Source organism: Paraburkholderia sp. MM5482-R2 (assembly GCF_050436125.1).
Classification (GTDB): Bacteria; Pseudomonadota; Gammaproteobacteria; order Burkholderiales; family Burkholderiaceae; genus Paraburkholderia; species Paraburkholderia tuberum.
Genome location: NZ_JBNDLP010000002.1, coordinates 2439024 through 2462280, shown reverse-complemented (window position 1 = coordinate 2462280; position 23257 = coordinate 2439024). Strand labels below are relative to the sequence as shown.

The window sequence follows — 23257 nt, the reverse complement described above, 5'->3', positions numbered from 1 at the left end:
GCATGAAAGTCGCCATTGTTGTATTCGATGGTGTGCAGGCGCTGGATGTAGCGGGCCCACTCGATGTGTTCGCCGAGGCGAATACGTTTCTTCCCGAGCATCAGCGCTACGAGGTCACGCTGGTCGGACGCGAAGCGGGCACCGTGACCTGTTCGAATGGCATGCAACTGGCTGTTTCGTTTGGCTATGCCGACCGTGACATTCAATGGGACCTGCTGCTTGTCGCGGGCGGACCTCAGTTGCCCGATGCGCAGCCGTCGAATGAATTCCTGACGTGGTTGCAGAATCAGGCGCGCAGCGCGAGCCGCTTCGGCTCCGTATGCAATGGTGCATTCGTGCTCGCGCATGCGGGGCTGCTCGATGGCAAGGAGGTCACGACGCACTGGTCGGACGCGAATCGGCTGTCCAATGAATTTCCGCAAGCTAACGTGCAGCCGGATAGGATCTTCGTTCGCGACGGACGGCTTTTCACGTCAGCCGGCGTGACCGCAGGCATCGATCTGTGTCTGGCGCTCGTCGCCGAGGACTGGGGGCACGAACTCGCGGTGCGGGTCGCGAAGCGTCTGGTCGTGTATATCCAGCGCGAAGGCGGGCAGTCGCAGTACAGCCCCTATATCGGCGCGGGCAAGGACGAAGATCCGATCCTCCACAAGGTCTATCGATATGTGAGCGAGCATATTACCGAGACGCTGTCGATCGAGGAGCTTGCGAGCGCGGCGTCGGTGAGCCGCCGCACGTTGTCGCGGGTATTCGCGAAGCACGCGAAGATGACGCCCTCGGTATTCGTCGAGCAGGTGCGCGTCGATACGGCGAGAAAACTGCTCGAGGATACCGATGCTCCGCTGAAGACGGTCGCGTTCAATTGTGGCTTTCACAACGCCACGCACATGCGCACGACATTCTCGCGGCGGCTCAACGTCACGCCGAAGCAATATCGGATGCGATTCCGAGGGGAGGCGAGTGCGCAACAGTGAATTCACCGCGGAGCTGGCGGACGTGTCGTCGTCGTTGACGAACGACGATTCGGCGCAATTCCTTCCCGACATTATTCAGCCCGGCTTGTCGATCCTCTTCTGCGGCATCAACCCGGGATTACGCGCGGCGTCGAAGGGGCACCACTTTGAAGGCAGGGGCAACCGGTTCTGGAGAGTTCTCCATCTCGCCGATTTCACGGACGAGGTGTTTCGCCCCGAGAACGACCGGCAGCTGTTGAATTGTGGATATGGTCTGACCACGGCGGTCTTACGTCCCACGGCTCGTGCGGACCAACTGTCGAAGGTGGAGATTCAAGCCGCCGCGGCGCAGTTCGAACTGAAGATTCGACACTACGCGCCGCGCTTCATCGCGTTTCTTGGCAAGGTGGCGCTCGCCGAAATGTCCGGCCAGCGTGATATCAAATGGGGCTTGCAAGCCCGCGATTTCGCCGGTGCGCGCGCATGGGTCCTGCCAAACCCAAGCGGCCTGAACCGAACGTTCAGCCTCGATGCACTCGTGAGCGCCTATCGTGAGCTCCGGTTTGCGGCGGAGCCGGCGCTTCCTGACTAGACGGCGGTTGTCGCCATACGCGCGCGTTGCCGCCGTTGCAGCGCGCTAAGCCTCGTCTCACGCTTTTGCCCGAGCCCATGCGGGTCGGTTCCACGCAGCCTGTAACGGCTGGTCGCGCATCAGCGTTCCGCTTGACTCAAACCAGCGCCTGAATCGCATGGCCCGTGACGAACCACGATGGTTCGTCACGATGCACGCTTTTCCGCTCATGCCGCGCGCGCGGCGCACAGCCGGTCGACACCGCACGGCCTGGCCAATTTTCCGTACTGGATGGCCCAAAACCCGCCTAGCCGAAGCTTTAAGAAATCGCCCTGATCTCTGACAATTAAGCAATCGGTGAACAGCAACGAAGAGCGGTGAGCCGACAGCTGACTATCCACGTCGGGCAGTAGAGCTAACTAAACCAGAGCGGGTGAAACCTATGACGACTGAAACGGAAGCGCCGAGTATCCCGCGATCGCTGGAACGCAATCCTGTACGCGTGGTAGCGGCGCCGCCCCGGACGGCTCCTGCGCAGGTGACTTTTACGGCGCGTATCGCGCTCGGGCTCGTCGGCATGCTGTTCGCATCGTTGCTGGCGATCCTGAACGAGCAGGTCACCGCGGCCGCGATGGCCGATCTCCAGGGCGCGTTCCTGATCGGACATGACGACGGCACCTGGCTCACTTCGCTGTTCGAAGCAGCGAACGTCGCGACGATGGTGTTTGCGCCGTGGTTCGGCATCACGTTCACGCTGAAGCGGTTCACGATCGGCGCCGTACTCGCGACGATGTTCTTCGGCTTGCTGTGCCCGTTCGCCCCGAACCTGCCGACGCTGTACGTGTTGCGCATCCTGCAGGGAATCGCGGGCGGAAGTCTTCCGCCGATGCTGATCATCGTGGCGCTGCGCTATCTGCCGCCCAATCTCAAGCTGTATGGCCTCGCCGGCTATGCGCTGACAGCGACCTTCGGGCCGGCCCTCGGCACGCCGCTCGCCGCGTTGTGGACGGAGTTCGTCAGCTGGCGCATGGCGTTCTGGCAGATCGTTCCGCTCGGCGTGCTGTGCTGCATCGCGATTCAGCGGGGGCTTCCCGCGGACCCGATGAAGCTCGAGCGGTTTCGCTCGTTCGACTGGATCGGCTTCGTGACCGGATTTCCCGCCATCGCGATGCTGGTGATCGGTCTTTTGCAGGGCGATCGTCTCGACTGGTTCGATTCGGGGTTCATTCGCGTGATGTTCGGCGCGGGGGCGCCGCTGCTCGTTGCATTTCTCGTCAACGAATGGTGTCAGCCGGTGCCGTTTTTCAAGCTTCAACTGCTTGCGCGCAGGAATTTCGCGCATGGACTTTCGACCTTGCTCGGCACTGTGATTCTGCTGGTGGGTATGGCGGCAATACCGGGCCAGTATCTCGCGAAAGTCCATACGTACCGCCCGCTGCAGACCGCGCCGCTGTCGTTGTTTCTGGCCATACCGCTGTTGATCACGCTGCCGCTGACGGCCGCTTTGCTGAATACGCGCCGCGCCGATCACCGCTGGGTGATCGCAACAGGTCTCGCGCTGATGCTCGTGACCTGCGCGATGGGAAGCTTCATGACTTCCGAGTGGATTCGTGACAACTTCTACCTGCTGCAATCGTTGCAGATCGTCGCGCAGCCGATGGTGATCCTGTCGATCCTGATGGGCGTGACGACGGGGCTGCCGCCCACCGAGGGTCCGTTCGCTTCGGCGATGTTCAATACCCTGAAGACGTTTTCCGCGGCGGTGGCAAGCGGGCTCATCGAAGGTGTGGGGACGGCGCGCGAGCATTTCCATTCGAGCATGCTGGTCGACCAACTGGGCAACCGCCCACTGATAGCGAATCAGGGCGTCGACGCGAACTACGGTCTGGGTCAGCTCGCGCACCGGATCCACGAACAGGCGGTCGTTCTGACTTCCGCCGATCTGTACCGCCTGATGGCGTGTGTCGCCGTTGCGCTTCTTCTGCTGGTTCCAGTGCTGCCGGTGCGTATCTATCCGCCGTGGAGCACGACGCCGCCTTCTTCGCATTGAGGAACGATTCCCATGTCATCGACTATGCCATCCCCATTGAAGATCTTTCGTGCTGCCGCGGTCATCGGCGTCGTCGGCCTCGCTGCATGGGGCTGTACGAGGCTGCTCGCGAGCCCGAATACCGAGTCCACCAACGACGCCTACGTCACCGCAGACTTCACGCTCGTCGCGCCGCGCGTCCCGGGCCAGATCACGGACGTACTGGTCAACGACAACGAGGACGTGAAAGCGGGCCAACTGCTCGTGCGCATCGATGACCGCGACTTTCGCGCGGCGTTGATGAGCGCCGAGGCGGAAGTGGTCGCGGCGAAGGCGTCGGTGGCGAACTTCGATGCGGAGATTGCGCGGCAGCCGTCACTGGTCGAGCAGGCGCGCGCGACGCTGCGCGCCGACGACGCATCGACCGGTTTTGCGCGGGCCAACGCGTCGCGCTACCAGAATCTGTCCGACGCCGGCGCGGGGACGGCGCAGGAACAACAACGCGCTTCGAGCACGCTCGCTCAGCAGCTTGCGCAGCAGTCGCACGACCAGGCCGCTTTGCTGGCCACCGAGCAGGATCTGGACGTGCTGCGCACGCAGCGCGACAAGGCCGCGGGCGCGCTGGAACACGCCGAGGCGGTGCTCGAGCAGGCGAAGCTCAACCTCTCGTACACGGAGATCCGCGCGCCCGTCGACGGCAAAGTCGGCCGCCGTTCGGCGCGGGTCGGCGCATTCGTGACGCCCGGCGCGCCGGTCCTGGCGATCGTGCCGCTGTCGGACGCGTACGTGGTCGCCAACTTCCAGGAGAGCCAGATCAGCAATATGCGACCGGGCGAAAGCGTACGCGTGACGGTGGATAGCCTGGCCGGTGTAGTGATCCGCGGCCGTGTCGATAGCCTCGCGCCGGCGACCGGCGTCAGCTTTGCGCCGATCGCGCCCGACAACGCCACCGGCAACTTCACGAAGGTCGTGCAGCGGGTGCCCGTCAAGATCACGATCGATCGCGGCCAGGCGAGTGCATCGGCATTGAGTGTGGGCCTCTCGGTCGAAGCGGACGTCGTGGTGGGTCACAGTGGCGAAGCGACGGCCGAGGGAGCGGAAAAAGAATGAACACGAGCCAATACTCTGCGCGCGCGATCGTCGCGGCGCTTCTGACCTGTGTCGCGCTGACGGCGTGCACGGTGGGTCCGGATTTCGTACGTCCACAGACGGCCACGCCGCAGGTCTTCAAGCGCACGCAAACCGCGCAGTCGCCGAGCCGGGCGATGGAAGCCCAGTTCGGTCCGGATTGGTGGACGCTGTTCAACGATCCGGTACTGAACCAGTTGGAAAAGCAGCTGGCCGACGCCAACCTCGACGTGGCCGCGGCCTCCGCGCGTTTGCTGCAAAGCCGGGCCGAGCGGCGCGTTGCCGGCGCCGCCGAATACCCGACGCTCGACGGCGCCGCCTCGTACAACCGCGAACGCGGCAGCGAAAACGGCATCCTGTCGCTGCTCGGCGTCACGCCGACGCAAAGTCAGCCGCAATCGGCTTCCGGCAGCGCGCCGCTCGGCGTGGCCCCGTTGCCGGGCTCGGCGGGCTCGCCCGCCTATAACCTGTATCAGACCGGGTTCGATGCGTCGTGGGAGATCGATCTGTGGGGGCACGTGCGACGCAGCGTCGAAGCGGCGAGCGCGCTGTCCCAGGCCTCGTACGAGGACCGCAACGCGGTGCTGTTGAGCGCGCGCGCGGAACTGGCGCGCGACTATATCGAGCTGCGCAACACGCAGGATCTGCTGCAGATCGCGACACAGAACCTCGACCTCGCCAACGATGTGCTGAAGCTCACGCGGGTTCGCGCGCATGAAGGCGTCACGACCGATCTCGACGTGTCGAACGCTGCCGCGCAGGTGGAAAACATCGAAAGCCTGATTCCGACGCTGGAGTCGCACTGCGAGACCACCATCAACGCGATCGGGCTGCTGCTCGGGCAGGAACCCGGTGCGCTGCGGCAGACGCTTGCCGAACCGCGCGAGGTGCCGGTGCTGCCCGCGCAGGTGCCGATCGGCTTTCCGTCCGAGCTCGTGCAGCGCCGGCCCGATATCCGCAAGGCGGAGGCGGAGCTGCATGCTGCAACCGCGACCGTCGGCGTCGCGAAGGCCGATTTCTATCCACGCATCACGCTGAACGGCAGCGCGGGGTTTCAGAGTCTTCAATTGTCGAATCTCGCCAGCTGGGCGTCCGGGCAGTTCGTCGTTGGGCCTTCGATTTCGTTGCCGATATTCGAGGGAGGCCGTCTGAAGGGCACGCTTGAACTGCGTGAAGCACAACAACAGGAAGCCGCAATCGTCTACCGGCAGACGGTGCTACGCGCGTGGCGGGAAGTCGACGATTCGCTCGTCACCTACGACGCCGAACAACGCCGCCGCGATCGGCTCGCCACGGCCGTCAGCATGAACGAGCGCGCGCTAGCCGTTGCGCGGGAACGCTACAAGGCGGGCGCGCTCGACTATCTCGACGTGCTGAACGTGCAGCGGCAATTGCTCGAAGCGCAGAGCAATCTGCAGAAGAGCAAAGCCACCGCCGCGACCAATCTGATCACGCTCTGTAAAGCGCTCGGAGGGGGATGGGAGTCGACCTACGGCGGATAACGGGCAACGGGCCGCTCGCCGTTCAAAACTGGAACCCGGATCGCGGCATGTCGCTGCGAATACCGGAGCGAACGAACAACAAGGAGCTGGTCATGCGCGACTCAACCCACTTAGCCGATAGTGCCGCCACGCCCGCATTCGCATCGCGCGGCAAGATCGTCATGATGGCGATCATCGCCGGCGCGGTGATCACCAACATTTACTGCACGCAGCCGATCCTGCCGCTGATCGCCGCGGGTCTGCGCGTCGACGTGACGACCGTCGATCTCGTCGCCGCCGCGGCACTGCTCGGTTTTTCGAGCGGGCTCGCGTTGCTGTTGCCGCTCGGCGACCGGTTCGATCGCCGCAAGCTCGTGCTGATCCAGATCGCGCTCGCCTGCGTGTTCGGCGTCGCCGCGGCCGTCGCGCCCGGCATCTGGGCGCTCGTCGCGGCGTCGTTCGGCCTCGGCATCGTGAGCTGCGTTCCGCAGCAACTGGTGCCGTTCGCCGCCGTGATGTCGTTGCCAAGCGAGCGCGGGCGTAACGTCGGCACCGTCGTGAGCGGGATCATGGTCGGCATCCTGACCGGCCGTACCATCGCCGGCGTGATCGGTACGGCGTATGGATGGCGCGCGGTGTACGTCGCCGAAGCGGCCTTCATGGTGCCGGTCTGGATCGCGGCCGCGGCCCTGCTGCCGCGCGGCGTGCCGTCGACGAATCTCTCCTATGGGCGCCTGCTCGCTTCGGTGTGGCCGCTCGCGAGGGACAATCGGCCGATCCGGGAATCGATGCTGATCCAGGCCTTGCTGTGGGCCTGCTTCAATGCGTTCTGGGTCAATCTCGCCGCGCTTCTCGCGAGCGGACCGTGGCATCTCGGCAGCGCATGGGCAGGCGGCTTCGGCGTGATCGGCGCGGCCGGCGCGTTCGCCGCTTCACTCGGCGGCAATGCGACCGATCGCGTCGGATTCCGCAAGGTGATCGGCGCTAGTATCGGCATCGTCACGCTCGCGTATCTGCTGCTGTCGGGCGCGGCGAACTCGCTGACGCTGTTGATCGTGGGCGTGATCGTGCTCGATATCGGCGTGCAGTCCGGTCTCGTATCGAACCAGACGCGCGCGTTCGCGGTCGATCCGAAAGCGCAGGGCCGCATCAATAGTCTTTATATGACGGCCACCTTTTTCGGCGGTGCGCTCGGTGCGACGGTCAGCGGCTGGTTGATGACACGCTATGGCTGGACGGGCATCGTCGCGTTCGGTATCGCGCTCGGCATTCTCGCCGCCGCGATTCACTGGATCGGCACGCCTCGCGGGACGGTGGTCGAGGTTCAGGCGAGCCCGGATTGATCGCGAGCCGCCGCCTGGTTCGAACGTTGCTGACTGGGGAGGTGAAACATGAAGTTCTCGATGAAAACTGAAATCCGTGCAGATGATGTGACCAAGCTCGAGCTTGCGATGAAGTCGGTCGATCCCGACGCGAAAGTCGAGGTCGACGTTGGCACGCAAAGCGTGAGCGTCGACTCGTGGCTGATGCCCGAGGAGTTTCTCGTCGCGTTCTACGACGACAACTACGAAGTGGCCGTCAAGGAGTGGTGACTCCAACGACGCCCGCGCGCGTATCGCGGCGGGCGGATCGCTGACGCCAGGCATGGGCCGCGGCGCGATTGCCGCCGCCATCCGAAGCCGCTTCGTCGTAACCGAGCGCCGCGCCGACGAATCGCTCGCTGAACTGGAACAGAAACTCAGGGCGTTCATCGAATTCGCCGGACCGGCGTTCCTCGAAGTCATGATCGACCAGAACGCCGATGTGTTTCCCATGGTCGGGCCGGGACAAAGCTATGCGGAGATGATCATCGGGCCTTTCATCCCGTCTCGCGATCAGCGGGAGGCTGGCGGCAAGCACGTTCGGAAGCGTTTGGAGGCGTTTCGAGGCCCGCGCCGCCAAGCGGGAAGGGCGTGCGTCACGCCTGGCGCGCGTCGATCAGGCGGGCAGGATTTCGGCGATGACGACGATCACGACAGCGGCGTCGGCGGGACCCTGGCTATGCGAGAACGCTGAACGCGCATGTCCCGCTTTGTCGCCGAGCACGGCGGCGAACAGATCCGAAGCGCCGTCGACCACGGCAGGCTGCCCGTAGAAACCATCGGCGGAACTGACGTGCCCGTCGACGCGAACGATGTGATGCAGGCGCTCGAAACCGCCGAGATGACGCGAGATCTGCGCGAGTACGTTGAGCGCCGCGAGTTGGGCAGCCTTGCGGCCCTCTTCGAGCGTCAGGTTCTCGCCGACACGCCCCGAATAGACCATTTTGCCGTCGGACAGCGGCACCTGTCCCGAGATGAAAAGCAGGTTTCCGGCTTCGCTGACAGCCGTATAGCTGCCCAGCGGCTGCGGAGGCGAGGGCAGTTCGAGACCGAGTTCTGCGAGTTTCTGTTGGACGGACATGGTGGGGCTCCTTGAGTGTGGCGTCGAGCGCGCGAATCAGATCATGCGCGCAATGTGCGGACACCCGCACTGACGATCAATCGCGTCATGGGTGCGGGTGTGGGTCGGCTTGCCGGGCGAGTGCGGGTGACGCCAGACCATTTACTGGCCTGCGCTCTGGCCGCCGTCCACATGCAGGATCTCGCCGGTCACGAACGGTGCGGAGTCGAGATAGAGGATCGCATTGACGATGTCGCTCATGTCGCCCATGCGCCCGACCGGGTGCATCCCGGCGAGCGTCGCGTGTGATTCGGCGGGATGCATCGGCGACTTGATGATGCCGGGCGACACCGCGTTGGCGCGGATACCGGCGCGCGCATATTCGATGGCGAGCGAACGCGTCGCGGCATTCAGGCCGCCCTTCGTCAACGACGCGAGCACCGACGGAACCTTGCTGTTCGCCTTTTCGGCGAGCGTCGTGGTAATGCTGACCACGTGACCGCTGCCGTGCTTCTGCATCGCGTCGATCGCGTACTGGGTAATGTAAAAGAAGCCGTTCAGGTTGACGTTCAGGATCGCCGCGTAGTCTTCGGCGGTGTACTGCGTGAACGGCTTCGCGATGAAGATTCCCGCGTTGTTGACGAGCGTATCGACACGTCCGAAGTGCTCGATGGCAGCGTCGACGACACGGCGGGCGCTAGCGGCGTCGCCGATGTCGCCGGCCACGGCGACATAGTCGGCCTCGACGGCCGGTGCGATGGAACGAGCCGTGGCGACGACACGATGCCCCTGCGCGCGGAAGGCTTTGACGGTTTCAGCGCCGATGCCTTGCGATGCGCCGGTGACGATGACGACTTTGGAAGTGCTCATGGTTTGTCTCACAGTGTGATTGATCCGGCCTGCTGGCCATTCGAATCGATGGACCCGATGGAGGGCACTGTAGGCGCATCCGCCGCGAATTCGAACACACACCGTGGACAAAGAGTCTTGCGCCACGAGAACAAATCTCGTGGAATCTGCCGGCTAGAGCCAGCGCCAGATGCCCGCGGGCCAACCGGAGAGCGGGATATGCGCCCAGGTCGCGACGAGCCAGAAAACGACGCCGCCCACCAGCGCGTGCATGCCGAACCCGCCCAGCCGCGCGCGGCCGGCGGCGATCGCCGCGAACGGCAGATAGCTCGTCTTCGATTCCCATGCGGGCCACAGATCGGGTTGCAGACGCCGTTTCTTGCGGTCCTGTAACGCGGCACCGACCAGCGCGAGGATGATGATCGCCCCGGCAAGCACGATGTTCCGGGTGACCGGGAACACGGCGATATGGCACAGTCCCCAAAGCGCGAACGACCACATCATCGGGTGACGGGTCACTGCGTACACGCCGCGGGCCGCGTCGGGAAACGCGGTGGGCCGGCCGCCGGTGGGCAACGCCGGGTTGCGGATCAGGGAGCCCATCAGAAGGATCGACGCGATCAGCATGAGCACGGTCACAACTGCCCACAGCGCGTTGCCTGCCGGCCATAGCGGCGCGGAGACGGGCGTCCTGTCGTAAGCCACGACCATCCAGCCGAACGTCAGTATCGCAATCAGCGAATAGACGCCCATGGCACCCCGTTCGCCGATTGCCCGGACCATACCCGCCCGCAGCGGATGGGACAGGAGAAAGTGGCTGGCGACAAAAGCGAATGCCGCCACGACGAGTGTGTCGATGCTTTCCATTGGCCCGGCTCCTCAAGTCAGATGATCGGTCGACCGCGTGCATTGCGAGAATACTACTTCGCGCGCCACAACGAATGCAGCGATCGCTTCGCGAGTTTCGATGGCCGCGCGCCGCAAAACCTTGATTGGCAGTGTCGTCGTCGCAATGGCCGGGACACTCGCCATCGCATCGACTGCGCAAGCGGGGCAATGGGCCGCCAACCATCCCCGGCGCGTCGAAGTGAACAACCGTCTTGCCAACCAGAACAATCGCATCCGTCGAGAGGTTCAGGGTCGGCAAATGTCGAGAGGCGAGGGCGGGCGCGCGTGGTGCGGTCTTCCGCAAGCGGCGAAGAGCGGCCCCTTGGCGGCGGAGTTAAGGTCTGCGTTGAAATTTGACTCGCACAACAACTCGTCGCAAGGCGTAGCGGCGGGTAGAGCCGTTAGGCGGCAACGGTCCTGGAAGGCATTGTCGACCGGTTCTGGTGCGCCGTCGTTGGCTACAGAGCGGTATCCTGCCTCGACGACAGCGATCGCATGCTCGGCCTCGCGCAACCCTGCAACGGGAGGACAACCACTCGCCAGATCGGCCCAGCTGCGCCTTAAGAACACCGAATAAAACTCGTCCGTGTTGTACTCCACCTTCGTGGCGCGCCCCTGCTGTTGGCCCCGCGCTTTGATGTAAAGCTGGTCGGCATAACCCCGGACGTAGGAGGAGGTATGCGAGATGGAAAACGCGAAGTCTCGCTGATCCTCCGCTGTTGATGGATACAGGTAACCCGTTTCAACCACGCCGATTTGTCCCGCAGCGTTTCGGCACGTGAACACGGCTTGCTCCTCGACGGTCACATCAGGTCGATACGTTCGCATCTGCGCCGAGACGTGGGTGATGGGGCTGTTTGTGAGGGACGAGATCAGGTCGATGAAATGAACCCCGACATTCAACGTGGACCCTCCACCTGCGTGCCGTTTATCCAGCATCCAGCTGCACCCGCCGCGCTCATACCGAGCTATCGGGCCAACGATGAACCTGAACGCGAGATGCTGGAATCCCTCCGGCGTAAATCCATTCGCGGGCAAAAGACGGGCAGCCAGATCGCTCACGCGCATGATGAAGGGAACACTGACGTACACGCCGTGCTTCTCCGAGAGTTGCCGGACCCGACGGACCTCCTGGAGATTAAGCCCGCAAGGCTTCTCGATGAGAAACGGAATGCCGCGGGTAATCAGCCGCTCGGCGAGTTCCGCCATCTCCGAGTGGCGCTTGCCGTGGGGCTCAAGCGGGGTGTTCAGTGTTCATCACTCGTCTCCGTTTTGATTGACTTTCCGGTGTTGGTTGTCTAGTGTGGTAACACCGTTCCATTAAGAATCATGTTGCGTCAATTATGAGAGTTGTCAAGGGTGCAGTTGACCGGTCGCTACAGGCGATCGAGTTGCTCGCACGTGAGGCGCGCTGGATGCGCATCTCCGATATCGCCGCCGAACTCGGGCTGGAGAAGGGCCCCGCGCATCGCGTACTCGCGCAACTGTGCGAGCAGGGCTGGGCGGAACAGGATGAACAGACCTCCCAGTACCGTCTGACCTTGAAGCTGTCCCTGCTCGGTCAGCGGTACCTGCATGGGCTTGGTCTACCGGGTCTGGTGCAGCCGATCCTCGATGAGGTCGCGGGTCAGTGCCGTGAGCTGGTCCGGCTGACGGTGGTCAACGAAGGAACACTCGCGTGGCTGGCAGCGTCCCAGGGCGCGGCACCGGGCCTGATGTATTCGCCGTCCATGCATAGTCCCATCGTCTTGCATGCCACATCGGTTGGCAAGGCGTGGCTGGCTGGAATGCCGAACGACCAGGCAATCGAATACGCCCTGCGTGGTGGACTCGGAAAAGCGTCCGCCGCGGGCGCATGGACGCCGAAGGCCATTACCAGCGTCGAGCAGCTGATTCCGGAGTTGGAGCGGACCAGGCAGCGTGGCTATGGCCTTGTCGTCGAAGAGGCCGAGCCGGGTGTCGTCGCATTGGCGGTGCTGGTGCGTGCGCTGCCTGACGGTGCGGTGCTCGGCACCATGAGCATTGCCGGGCCGGTCACACGGGTTCAGCCGGAGCGTTACGAGGCCTTTTACGCGCTATTGCAGCAAGCGTCCGCGAAGCTGGGTGCCGTATGGCCGCGCCAGAGCGTCGGTGCGGATGTGAGTGAGGCGGCATGAGCACGCCGGATGCAGATCAGGCTGTCGGGCGACTCGCCGCGCTGGATGAGCAGGCAGCACGCCTTCTCGTCACGGCGCGCCAGCGAGGCAAGCGTCGCTCAGCTTATGCAATGGGGGGCAATACTCGTGACCGACAACGCCAAAAGGGTTCAGCCATATTCGCAGACTTACAACCGGGAATCGGCTGGAACGATAGTTTGGGGCCCCAAGGCCGCCGACATTCAATGATCGCACCGGAGTTCATTTCGGACTGCGGAGCGGACGCTTCCATTCGTCCCGCTGCGCCTCTGTGGCGCAACGGGCCTTGGCGCCAGTTCGCTTGATCCACGAGCGGCAGAAACGAGCACCGCAGCGACAACACCATCGGGCGGACGCTCAAGGCGGACGCGAGGGCAGCGTATGCGTCACATCCCGCTGCCGCACGGCGACAGCAACAGCCCATCGCCGAACGGAACATGGTCGTTGCTCGAAAGACATGTTGTGTAGGTCCAGCTCAATAGCGAGGCGCCGGACGAAGGGGCGCCGTATTGTCCGGTCAGCATCACCCGGAGGCGCGGCGTGGGGCTGATTGCAGCAGTTCCTGCAACTCGGCTTTGTAGAAACGCGCCAGGCCGTTCGTACCGTGGCCGCACGTATCCTCGCTGGCAGGGATCAAAAGCAGCCGGCCGTGGCGCACATGCTGCATCGCGTGCTCCATCAGACCGGTCTCGGGCGGATAGCGTTCGTCATCGGCCGCGTTGATGGCGAGCACCATAGCCCGGATCTGCTCCAGGCCGGGCGCCGGGTTATAGCCGCGCGAGGCACCCCATTGATATAAGAAGTCGTTGGCATCCAACGTGAAGGGCTGGGCCAACAGGGTGTCCAGGAAGTTGTCGGCCAACTCCATTGTCGGAGCTGCTTTCTGGTAGGCCAGCGTTCCGCCGTTGGTGGCCAGCGCGAAGAACGCGCTGGCAATGCGCAAGGAGCGGGGCGGGCTGGCGTAATTGCCATCCAGGTACTCCGGGTCGTCGCGGACCATCTCGATGAGCATGCGGCGCAGCATCCAGTTGCGGCCCGACATCTCGGTCGGTTGCGACGCCATTGGCACCAGCGCGTCCATGAAGTCCGGATATCGCACCGCCCAGATCCATGCGTGCATGCCGCCCATCGAGTTGCCGATCAGCAGGCGCAAGTGTCTGATGCCCAGGCCCTCGGTCAGGAGCCTGTACTGCGCGAGCACCATGTCGTCGTAGTTGTAAGCCGGGAACCGCGTGCGCAGCCCGTCCGACGGCCTGGACGATCCGCCGGCTCCAATTCCGTCCGGGAGGACGATGAAATAATTGTGGGCATCAAGCGGCTGTCCGGGCCCGAACAGCTCTCCCGCGAACGCGGGCGTCAGCATGCTGGCGCCTGTGCCCGTCGTGCCGTGCAGGACCAGGACCGGCTCGCCGGACGGGTCGCCGATGGTTCGGTAGTGTAGCCGCACCTCCGGCATTACCTCCCCGGTGTGGAAACGGAAGTCTCGCGCGATCCAGTCGCCTTCCTTCGGTGCAGGATAATCGGCCAAATTGCAATATCTCGTTAGCGGCATAGGCGTGCGACGCAATCCGATGGCCTGGATTACCCGGAAATCGGTTCAAGAGTCTGAAGCGCACCCCCCTGCCGAGCAGAAGCGTAGGCCGCATCCATGACCTGCATCATCGCCTCGGCGTCGCGCAAGGACGCGATCGGCCTTGCACCTGTGCGGCATTCACCAAGCACTCGCTTGACGAATAGTGGGTAGTAAATGTCGGTCTCTAACTGGAGACGGCGACTGCGAGTGCCGGCGGCAAGATTGTTCCGGTCCCGAATCTCGATCCGGTCGGGGCCCGATTTTGCGTACATGCGATCGGATGAAAGGGTGAAGGAGAATTCGCGCTGCTCGTCCTGAGTACTGGGAAAGCTGTATCCGGTCTCCACGAGCCCGATCACGCCGTCTTCGGTTTGCATTGTCAGCAACGAGTAGTCCTCGACGGCGCCTCGATGCGTTCGGGAGTTCATGGTAGCGGAGACTCGCGCGACTTCTTTGCCGGTCAGTAATCTGAAGAGATCGATGAAGTGGGTTGCGACATTGATCGTGGATCCGCCTCCGGAAAACACAGGATCGAGTGCCCAACCTGCGCCTGCAGCTTCATAACGACCAGGCGGACCTACAATGAAACGGAACGACATGTAGTTAAAGTCCGACGGTATGCAATCCTCCGCATCTTCCAGTGCGCCGAGCAACTCGCTCATCCGGAAGATCAACGGTACGGCGCAATAAAGATTGGCTTCCTCGGTCAGTTTGCGCAGCCGCGTGACCTGCGACATGTTTACGCCGCAGGGTTTCTCCAGCGCGAACGGAATTTTTCGTTCGATCACCGCCTCCGCGAGCGTCGGCATTTCGGAATGCCGCCCAAACACAAACGCGAAATCGACATCCTCGCGCTCGAGCAACTCATACGCCGACGAGTACAACGTGCTCCCAAAGCGCGCGGCAATTGCCTGTCCTTTTACTTGCTCCGCATCTGAAACGGCTACCACCTGGATACCGGGCGCCTCAAGCGCATCGAGATAGAGTGGGACATGCCAATGGCTGGCCTCCAGCAATGCGACTTTCATGCGTGTTCTCCCTTCGCACCGTCGACGAATCGACTCCGTGCTTGCGCGATGCGCGCATTAAAGCTGGCCGCACATACCAATGTGGAAACGTTGAAATTGTTCATCGCATCTTCCCTCCATTCAAACTGGTAAAACTGTCGATTCCGGGCGCTTTCCCAGAGGCGTTAGGGCATTAACGACTTGCGTTCGTTGCAGGCGCGAAAAGCACGCCGTCGTCTGGTGCTGACCTGCCAGCAGGGTGGTAATCGAACCCAAGGAAGCGTAGGGCATGCACTGCCTGCCCTTCATGCATCGGCCCCCCGTCCTGGGTACGACAGCCGCGCGCATGCGCGGCGCGGCGAAGCTGCGTCGGCTCTGGCGCATTGATGATGTCTACGACGATGGTGCCGGGTGCGAGCCGCTCGGGATTTACCGGCATGGCGTCATTCGCGTTCATGCCGAGCGGTGTGGCATTGATCACGACTTCGAAACCGTGCGGGTCGGGAGGTCCGGAATGCGTGATGCAAGCGGTTTCGGCAGCAACGGATTCCGCGAGCTTGCCAGCCCGCTGCTCGTCGACGTCGGATATGGTTAACGTTCGGGCGCCCGCCGCCGCGACTGCAAATGCGATAGCCCTGCCCGCGCCTCCGGCACCGACGAGAAGAACGGACTTATTCGCCGGATGATTGCCTTCCCATTGCATGCCAAGCACACAGCCCACGCCATCGAATATGGCGCCGACCCAGCGTCCATCTTCGTTGCAACGAATCACGTTGAGTGCGCCGACCCTGGAAGCAGTGGGATGGAGTTCGTCGACAAAATCCAGCATCCGTTGCTTATGAGGCATTGTGACCAGCAGGCCGGAAAGATTGCGTAACGCTCGTGCGCCGGCGACGAATGCGGACAGGTCTTCCGCCTTGACCCAAAACGGAACGCAGACCGCGTCCGCGCGCTGTTCGATAAAAAGCTGGTTCAGCAGTTGCGGCGACTTGGCTGCCGTCAGCGGATCGCCCACTAACCCGTAAAGTCGCGTTCTTCCCGTGATATGTGGATGCATTGCGGCCTCATGTCCGATGTTGACGGAAGGTGCAGTCATAGCTTACTGCTCACTTCCAGGGTGCCGGGGCTTCGGCGAGATCCCATGTTCCGTAGACAGCGGGCTCGTTAATCTCGATGACTTCAAGGTCATCGGAGCGCCAGATCACATTGTGCGGAACGCCGGCGGGTTGCGAGAGGTCGTCCCCGGCGTTGAGAGTCACATCGCCCTCGACGCCGGCGAAACGGAACGTCACCGATCCGCGCAGCACATACAGATAGTGTGCAGTCATGTCGTGCCAATGCCAGCCCGTGGCATCGGTGAACGGGGTCAGTGCGCGAATGTGCTTGGCGCCGATGCGACCGTTGGTCACCGCGGCGAGTCCGAGGTCGCGATACTCGGAGTCCGCGCGCAGCCCTTCCTTGTTCCAGACCGCTGCGGATGCGCTCACACGTGCGAACGGAGTCAGGGATTGCGCGAGTTCGCGCGGGCCATCGTAACGTGGCGTACCTTCGTTGTGCATGTGTCTTTCTCCTGTGTGGCATCAGATATTGGCGAGTGCCGCAGCCGCGTGTTCCTGCCCGGCTCGTCCGAACAGCGTAAGTTGCGCCGGGGCGGGCGCTGCCGATATGGCCCTTGCTTTCGGCTACGAGCGCAGTTGGTTCGTCAGATCCTGTGAGTCGGCTGTTCCGGTCGCCTCACGCAACATCTCGGCGCGCAGACGATCGTATTCGCCTTTGGGTACAGGGACCGCGTTGCGGTCGCCGAGATCGTGGAGCCGGACCCGGTACGTCTCGCGCGTGGTAAAGGCGGCAATCGCGGCCACGACACAGATGCCGAATGTCAGGGCTCCGATCTTCAGTGGAATATTGGCGGAGCCGGGGGGCGCGACCGCGACGAAGAATGCCGGGAGCAGCGCGGAAAGCGTCGTCCCGACGTTCTGTCCAATGGCCATCCCGGACACGCGCACGCGTGTGTGGAACAGTTCGGAGAACAGGCTCGGGAATACGCCGTTGAAGCCCTGATAGGCGATGCCCCACATGAGCACCGAGAGAACCATCGCCAGCCATACGTTATGGATGCTGATCGCGTACAGATACACAAACGAGAGCAGTCCAGCGCTGAGGGTGCCGACAAGGACTGGCGGCCTGCGACCAATCCTGTCTGAGAGGTTGCCGACGAAGGGAATCAGGATCACTGCGCAGATATTGCCCAGAACAGGGATCCACAGATACATGCCGGGAGGGAAGCCGATGCCGTACGCCGGCTGAACCGCGTAGGCGGTGCCGAAGACCGCGGCGACAAGGGCGATTACGGCGGTAAGCGCCATGCAGACCACGCGCACGACATCGTCCCAGCTCTGCCGGAGCACTTCGACGACTGGCGAGGCGGGAATTTCGCCGTGCACGCGCTCCTCGGCGAACGCCGGGGTCTCATCGACTTTGCGGCGAATGACGTAGCCCGCGATGAGAACGACGATGCTGAGCAGGAACGGAATCCGCCAGCCCCAGGAGGTGAACTGGTCCCTGGGCATGAAATGCGCGAGAGGCAGGAAGATCGCTGCCGCCATGAGCTGTCCGGCCTGCACCCCCTGGAGGGTAAAGCTCGCGAAGTAGCCGCGCCGGCCGAACGGTGCGTGCTCGAGAATCATCGAGCTGGCACCGGAGAGCTCCCCGGCGACCGCGAAGCCCTGGATGAGGCGCAGAACCACGAGCAGCACCGGCGCCCAGATGCCGACCTGCTTATAGGTTGGCAGGACCCCGACGGCCATCGTTGAAAAGCCCATGAGGAACATGCAGAGGAGCAGCACCGTCTTGCGGCCGTGGCGGTCGCCCCAGTGGCCGAGGACGACGGCGCCCACCGGGCGGGCGATATAGCCGACACCGAAGGTTGCCAGTGAGGCGATGATGGCGACCGTTGGATTATCAGACGGAAAGAAGAGCTGCGGGAACACCAGCGACGCCGCAGTCGCGTAAATGAAGAAGTCGTAGTACTCCAGCGCCGAGCCGATCCAGCCGCTGGCCGCGGCGATCTTCGACTGGCGCTTGCCGTGAGGCTTAACCTGGGTGTTCCGATTCATGCTTGTCTCCATCGTGATTGACTTTCCGGTGCTGTTTGTCTATTGTTGTAACACCGTTCCATTAAGAATCATGTTACGTCAATTATGAGAGTTGTCAAGGGAGCAGTTGACCGGTCGCTGCAGGCAATCGAGTTGCTCGCACGTGAGGCGCGCTGGATGCGCATCTCCGATATCGCCGCCGAACTCGGGCTGGAGAAGGGCCCCGCGCATCGCGTACTCGCGCAACTGTGCGAGCAGGGCTGGGCGGAACAGGATGAACAGACCTCCCAGTACCGTCTGACCTTGAAGCTGTCCCTGCTCGGTCAGCGGTACCTGCATGGGCTTGGTCTGCCGGGTCTGGTGCAGCCGATCCTCGATGAGGTCGCGGGTCAGTGCCGCGAGCTGGTCCGGCTGACGGTGGTCAACGAAGGAACACTCGCGTGGCTGGCAGCGTCCCAGGGCGCGGCACCGGGCCTGATGTATTCGCCGTCCATGCATAGTCCCATCGTCTTGCATGCCACATCGGTTGGCAAGGCGTGGCTGGCTGGAATGCCGAACGACCAGGCGATCGAATACGCCCTGCGTGGTGGACTCGGAAAAGCGTCCGCCGCGGGCGCATGGACGCCGAAGGCCATTACCAGCGTCGAGCAGCTGATTCCGGAGTTGGAGCGGACCAGGCAGCGTGGCTATGGCCTTGTCGTCGAAGAGGCCGAGCCGGGTGTCGTCGCATTGGCGGTGCTGGTGCGTGCGCTGCCTGACGGTGCGGTGCTCGGCACCATGAGCATTGCCGGGCCGGTCACACGGGTTCAGCCGGAGCGTTACGAGGCCTTTTACGCGCTATTGCAGCAAGCGTCCGCGAAGCTGGGTGCCGTATGGCCGCGCCAGAGCGTCGGTGCGGATGTGAGTGAGGCGGCATGAGCACGCCGGATGCAGATCAGGCTGTCGGGCGACTCGCCGCGCTGGATGAGCAGGCAGCACGCCTTCTCGTCACGGCGCGCCAGCGAGGCACGTTCGCGGAGCGCCTTCCCGTCGAACTGCGTCCCCAAAATCTGGAGGAGGGTTTCGCGATCCAGCAACAGGTGGGCGATCAGCTCGGTTGGCAGGCCGGCGCCTGGAAATGCGCGCTGCCGCCGGCGGGCAAACTCATCGCTGCGCCAATCTATGACGCCGTTATCCATCGAGGCGCCCAATGCTGCACTCGCGCCGGGCTTGCGCAGTCTTCTGTAAGGGCAGAGCCTGAACTCGCCTGTTTGCTGGCTCGCGATCTGCCGCCACGGCGTGAAGCGTATGGCGAAGCCGAGGTGCTCGACGCTCTCGGGAATGTTCACCTCGCGCTCGAACTGCTGGGCAGTCGCTATGCGCATCCGGAATCGCTGACGTTTCCTGAATTGCTGGCAGACGGTCTGTTCAATGCCGGTCTTGTCATTGGGCCACGTGTTGAGTTGCGCGATGGCGCGACGCCGGCCGATCTCCCGGTCCAATTCACCGTCAGTGTGACTCGCGCCGGACACGACACGGTCAGTTTTGCTGGCCGCCACCCTGATCGCAGCGTGCTCGCGCCGATCGTGTGGCTCGTCAATTTTCTCCGCGTCCGCGGCCTTGGATTGCATGCCGGCCAGGCAGTGATCACGGGCTCTTACGCGGGCGTGCTCGAGTTACCGATTGGTTGTGAGTTGCATATCGGCTTCGGTGATCTCGGCACGTTGCCGATACTTTTTTTGTCTTGATAGGAGTCTTCAAATGCGTCTCGTCCGTTTCGGCCAGCCTGGTCAGGAGCATCCCGGTGTCATCGATTCGAGCGGCGCGATCCGCGATCTGACCGGCGTCGTCGACGACATCGACGGAACGACTGTTTCGCCTGCCGCCCTTGCGAAGCTGAGCGAACTCGATCTGAATCGCCTGCCCGTCGTGGAAGCGGGCACGCGCCTGGGCGCCTGTATCGGCAATGTCCGTAACCTCGTGTGCATTGGTCTGAACTACACCGACCATGCCGCCGAAACCGATACGCCGATTCCGCGGGAACCCGTCGTGTTCAACAAGCATACGGGTTCGATCAGCGGCCCGAACGATCCGGTCATCTTGCCGGCAGACGCGCAAAAGCTGGATTGGGAGGTCGAACTGGGCGTGGTGATCGGCAAACCCGCCTGGCAGATCGACGAAGCTACCGCGCTCGATCATGTGGCGGGTTACTGCCTTGCCAATGACGTTTCCGAACGCGCGTATCAGCTCGAACGCGAAGGCCAGTGGACCAAGGGCAAAAGCGGCTTCTCTTTTGCGCCGCTCGGCCCTTGGCTCGTAACGCGTGATGAAGTGCCCGACCCGCAGGTGCTCGACCTGTGGCTCGACGTCAACGGCACACGTCGTCAGACGGGCAACACACGCACGATGATCTTTAACGTCGCGCATATCGTGGCGTATCTCAGCCGCTTCATGCCGCTGATGGCTGGCGACGTCATTATTACCGGGACGCCTCCCGGTGTCGGCCTCGGTCAGAAGCCGCCCGTCTTTCTGAAAGCGGGCGACACCATGACCCTCGGCGGCAGCGGACTCGGCGAGCAGAGCCAGAAGGTCGTGCGGTATGCGGATTCGCTTGGCACGGCATGGGGCCGTGGCGAATATCCGTTGGCACGATAAAACGATTCGATCTGTAGAAGGAGGAGATATGAGCCTTGCTGGAACGGGCGTCGTCGCAATCTGGCATGACCTGCTGCCGGAAGCGAAGGATGAATTCTACGAGTGGCACAACCGCGAGCACATGCCGGAACGCGCCGGGATTCCGGGGTTCAGGCGCGGGCGGCGCTACATTGCGCTGGATGCGGGCCCCGAGTACTTCAATCTGTACGAAGCCGACACCGTGGAGGTGCTCGGCGCGCAGGACTACCTGCTTCGGCTCAATTCGCCGACGCCGTGGACGAAGCAGGTCGTCGCCTCGTTTCGCAGCGTGGCCCGCTCGATCTGCCATGTGGCGTATTCGGAAGGTGTTGGGCAGGGAGTCAATTTCATGACGGTGCGCTTCGACGTGCCTTGCGCGGCGCGGGCCGATGTCGTGAAGGGATTGCGTCAACGGGTCTTGCCGCCGCTCGCCGACCGGCCCGGGATCACGGGCGTGCACCTGTGTCTGGCCGATGAGGCCGTCAGCAAGGTCGAAACTGCTGAGAAGAAGGCGCGTTCGGAAGGCACCCAGGTGCCGACATGGATCGTGATGATCGAAGGATGCCGTGCCGACTACGTCCGCACAACCGTGGACGCTTTCCTAGCCGGGCTCACTGCTTTGCCAGGGGCCGCTGCGGTTGCGCCGGACTCCACGCTCTATCAACTCGAGTACACGCGCTGCAAGACACCGTGGAGCGCTGGCTGAAACGTCGTTTGAACACGGCTGCACCGCGCGTAATGCGACGTCGTGCAGCCGATCCTGAAACCGTCGTTACGCATTGAGAAACGAAGGAGTAGTTCCATGTCGTCCCCTGTTGCGGGCAAGTCCGTCGCATCGACCGCGGCCAGACCGGTTCGCGTCATTCGACTCAATCCCGCTGACGATGTCGTCATCGCCCTCGATCAGCTCATGTCCGGCACGTTGCTGGATGAGAAAGCGGTGACGGTCTCGGGATTGATCCCGCCCGGTCACAAAGTGGCGACACGCGACATCGGTGAAGGTGAAGCGGTGCACCGTTATGGCCAGATCATCGGCTTTGCGAGTCAGCCGATCCGCGCGGGGCAGCACGTTCACACCCATAATCTCGCGATGGGCGAATTCGCCCGTGACTACGCATTCAGTCAGGGCGTACGTGCCACTGTCCCGTCAACTGAATCGGCGACATTTCGCGGCATTGTGCGTGAAGACGGCCGTGTGGCGACGCGCAATTACATCGGCATCCTTACCTCGGTGAACTGCTCCGCCACGGTCGCGCGAGCCATTTCCGACTATTTCCGCCGTGACATTCGTCCTGAAGCGTTGGCCGCGTTTCCGAACGTCGATGGCGTCGTCGCGCTCACCCATGGTTCGGGTTGCGCTATCGACTCCGAAGGCGACGGCCTCGCGATCCTCCAGCGCACACTTGGCGGCTATGCGTGCCATCCCAACTTCGCGGGCGTGCTGGTTATCGGCCTGGGCTGTGAAACGAATCAGATTTCGCGGCTGCTCGAAACCCAGGGGCTCAGGGAACACGACCGCTTGCGAACCTTCACGATTCAGGACACCGGTGGCACGACCCTGACAATTGCAAAAGGTATCGAACTGGTTCGGCAGATGTTGCCCGACGCGAATGACGTTAAGCGGGAAACGGTTTCGGCAAGTCATCTCACCATTGGCCTTCAATGCGGTGGGTCGGACGGATATTCGGGCGTCACGGCCAATCCTGTGCTGGGTGCAGCCGTCGATTTGCTCGTGCGGCACGGCGGTACCGCGATTCTCTCGGAGACGCCGGAGATTTATGGCGCCGAGCACTTATTGACCCGCCGCGCGCTAACGCCCCAAGTGGGACAGAAACTGGTCGATCGCATCAGGTGGTGGGAAGCATACGCGCAGCGGCAAGGCGCGCAGATCAACAACAATCCGTCGGCGGGCAATAAGGCCGGCGGTTTGACGACCGTCCTCGAGAAATCGTTGGGCGGCATCGCAAAGGCAGGCTCCACGAACCTGGTCGAGGTGTACGAATACGCTCAGCCGGTCAAGGCGCGCGGTCTCGTGTTCATGGACACGCCTGGCTACGATCCGGTGTCGGCGACCGGCCAGGTTGCCGGCGGTGCGAACCTGATCTGCTTTACGACGGGACGCGGTTCGGCTTACGGCTGCGCGCCCTCGCCATCGGTAAAGCTCGCGACAAACACCGCGCTGTGGCAACGTCAGTCCGACGATATGGACCTGAACTGCGGAGAAGTGCTGGAAGGCAGCACAACGATCGAGCAACTTGGCGCAGTGCTGTTCCAACTGCTGCTCGACGTGGCCTCCGGGAAACGCTCTCGTAGCGAGCAGCACGGTTACGGGCAAAACGAATTCGTGCCTTGGCAAATCAGCGCAATCATGTGAGCCGCTGTTGTCCGGCACAAGTAGAGCGTGCACCGCACTGATGCTCAGCAATAACCCATACC

The 23257-nt window shown here is 63.0% G+C and carries 22 protein-coding genes and 1 pseudogene; 14 read left to right on the top strand and 9 right to left on the bottom strand.

The annotated features are described in order from the left end of the window. The first annotated feature begins 2 nt into the window (after positions 1-2). From OKW37_RS14215 to OKW37_RS14180, 8 genes and pseudogenes are all read left to right on the top strand, one after another. Entirely contained in the window at positions 3-974 is a 972-nt protein-coding gene (locus OKW37_RS14215; protein ID WP_090805106.1) for a GlxA family transcriptional regulator, read from the top strand. Then, positions 961-1545 (top strand): G/U mismatch-specific DNA glycosylase, encoded by a 585-nt coding sequence (gene mug / locus OKW37_RS14210; RefSeq protein WP_429405791.1) that lies wholly within the window; start codon positions 961-963, stop codon positions 1543-1545. The genes OKW37_RS14215 and mug overlap by 14 nt, the downstream gene beginning before the upstream one ends. Positions 1546-1966: 421 nt before the next feature. Continuing rightward, positions 1967-3574, top strand: a complete 1608-nt coding sequence (locus OKW37_RS14205; protein ID WP_184043448.1) for an MFS transporter — start codon at positions 1967-1969, stop codon at positions 3572-3574. A gap of 12 nt (positions 3575-3586) precedes the next feature. After that, positions 3587-4663, top strand: a complete 1077-nt coding sequence (locus tag OKW37_RS14200) for an HlyD family secretion protein (protein WP_184043450.1) — start codon at positions 3587-3589, stop codon at positions 4661-4663. Then, the gene (locus OKW37_RS14195; protein ID WP_429405794.1) at positions 4660-6183 is read left to right on the top strand and encodes an efflux transporter outer membrane subunit; all 1524 of its coding nucleotides are present in this window, start codon (positions 4660-4662) and stop codon (positions 6181-6183) included. Before OKW37_RS14200 ends, OKW37_RS14195 begins: the two co-directional genes overlap by 4 nt. A 92-nt stretch (positions 6184-6275) precedes the next feature. Further along, positions 6276-7505 carry an MFS transporter gene (locus OKW37_RS14190; protein ID WP_429405796.1) on the top strand — a complete coding sequence of 410 codons (1230 nt, stop codon included), beginning with the start codon at positions 6276-6278 and terminating at the stop codon, positions 7503-7505. Positions 7506-7553: 48 nt separating this feature from the next. Next, positions 7554-7754 (top strand): copper chaperone, encoded by a 201-nt coding sequence (locus tag OKW37_RS14185; RefSeq protein ID WP_184043456.1) that lies wholly within the window; start codon positions 7554-7556, stop codon positions 7752-7754. A 121-nt stretch (positions 7755-7875) separates the two neighbouring features. Then, a pseudogene (locus tag OKW37_RS14180) lies at positions 7876-8055 on the top strand (biosynthetic-type acetolactate synthase large subunit); the annotation flags it as partial. 84 nt (positions 8056-8139) lie between these two features. Here the strand turns inward: OKW37_RS14180 and OKW37_RS14175 are convergent. The 4 genes from OKW37_RS14175 to OKW37_RS14160 form a co-directional block, all read right to left on the bottom strand. After that, positions 8140-8604: a RidA family protein gene (locus OKW37_RS14175; RefSeq protein ID WP_184043460.1), complete on the bottom strand. Its 465-nt coding sequence runs from the start codon at positions 8602-8604 to the stop codon at positions 8140-8142. Positions 8605-8745: 141 nt separating this feature from the next. Further along, entirely contained in the window at positions 8746-9453 is a 708-nt protein-coding gene (locus OKW37_RS14170; RefSeq protein ID WP_184043462.1) for an SDR family NAD(P)-dependent oxidoreductase, read from the bottom strand. A 153-nt stretch (positions 9454-9606) separates the two neighbouring features. Then, positions 9607-10299, bottom strand: a complete 693-nt coding sequence (locus OKW37_RS14165) for an NnrU family protein (protein WP_184043464.1) — start codon at positions 10297-10299, stop codon at positions 9607-9609. A gap of 267 nt (positions 10300-10566) precedes the next feature. Further along, positions 10567-11529 (bottom strand): Gfo/Idh/MocA family protein, encoded by a 963-nt coding sequence (locus OKW37_RS14160; RefSeq protein WP_429405799.1) that lies wholly within the window; start codon positions 11527-11529, stop codon positions 10567-10569. Between the two features lie 134 nt (positions 11530-11663). On the opposite strand from OKW37_RS14160, the gene OKW37_RS14155 reads away from it, so the two are divergent. Further along, positions 11664-12476, top strand: coding sequence for an IclR family transcriptional regulator (locus OKW37_RS14155; RefSeq protein WP_184043476.1), 813 nt, complete (start codon positions 11664-11666; stop codon positions 12474-12476). 541 nt (positions 12477-13017) lie between these two features. Here OKW37_RS14155 and OKW37_RS14150 read toward each other — a convergent pair. From OKW37_RS14150 to OKW37_RS14130, 5 genes are all read right to left on the bottom strand, one after another. Next, positions 13018-14046, bottom strand: coding sequence for an alpha/beta fold hydrolase (locus OKW37_RS14150; protein WP_429405802.1), 1029 nt, complete (start codon positions 14044-14046; stop codon positions 13018-13020). A gap of 29 nt (positions 14047-14075) precedes the next feature. Beyond that, a complete protein-coding gene (locus OKW37_RS14145; protein WP_184043472.1) occupies positions 14076-15095 on the bottom strand; it encodes a Gfo/Idh/MocA family protein in 1020 nt (339 codons plus the stop codon). A gap of 172 nt (positions 15096-15267) precedes the next feature. Continuing rightward, complete coding sequence (locus tag OKW37_RS14140; RefSeq protein ID WP_429405804.1) at positions 15268-16170, bottom strand: shikimate dehydrogenase family protein; 903 nt, start codon at positions 16168-16170, stop codon at positions 15268-15270. Positions 16171-16180: 10 nt separating this feature from the next. Beyond that, positions 16181-16633, bottom strand: coding sequence for a cupin domain-containing protein (locus tag OKW37_RS14135; protein ID WP_131244584.1), 453 nt, complete (start codon positions 16631-16633; stop codon positions 16181-16183). Positions 16634-16756: 123 nt separating this feature from the next. After that, positions 16757-18190 carry an MFS transporter gene (locus tag OKW37_RS14130; protein ID WP_429405807.1) on the bottom strand — a complete coding sequence of 478 codons (1434 nt, stop codon included), beginning with the start codon at positions 18188-18190 and terminating at the stop codon, positions 16757-16759. An 84-nt stretch (positions 18191-18274) separates the two neighbouring features. Here OKW37_RS14130 and OKW37_RS14125 point away from each other — a divergent pair, with 84 nt between their 5' ends. From OKW37_RS14125 to OKW37_RS14105, 5 genes are all read left to right on the top strand, one after another. Then, positions 18275-19087 carry an IclR family transcriptional regulator gene (locus OKW37_RS14125; protein WP_184043476.1) on the top strand — a complete coding sequence of 271 codons (813 nt, stop codon included), beginning with the start codon at positions 18275-18277 and terminating at the stop codon, positions 19085-19087. After that, entirely contained in the window at positions 19084-19896 is an 813-nt protein-coding gene (locus OKW37_RS14120; protein ID WP_429405809.1) for a 2-keto-4-pentenoate hydratase, read from the top strand. The genes OKW37_RS14125 and OKW37_RS14120 overlap by 4 nt, the downstream gene beginning before the upstream one ends. A 13-nt stretch (positions 19897-19909) precedes the next feature. Further along, positions 19910-20803 carry a fumarylacetoacetate hydrolase family protein gene (locus OKW37_RS14115; protein ID WP_184043481.1) on the top strand — a complete coding sequence of 298 codons (894 nt, stop codon included), beginning with the start codon at positions 19910-19912 and terminating at the stop codon, positions 20801-20803. Then, on the top strand, positions 20778-21527 hold the full coding sequence (locus OKW37_RS14110) for a hypothetical protein (RefSeq protein WP_429405811.1): 750 nt from the start codon (positions 20778-20780) through the stop codon (positions 21525-21527). The genes OKW37_RS14115 and OKW37_RS14110 overlap by 26 nt, the downstream gene beginning before the upstream one ends. A 96-nt stretch (positions 21528-21623) precedes the next feature. After that, positions 21624-23195, top strand: a complete 1572-nt coding sequence (locus tag OKW37_RS14105) for a UxaA family hydrolase (RefSeq protein ID WP_429405813.1) — start codon at positions 21624-21626, stop codon at positions 23193-23195. Positions 23196-23257 lie beyond the last annotated feature (62 nt).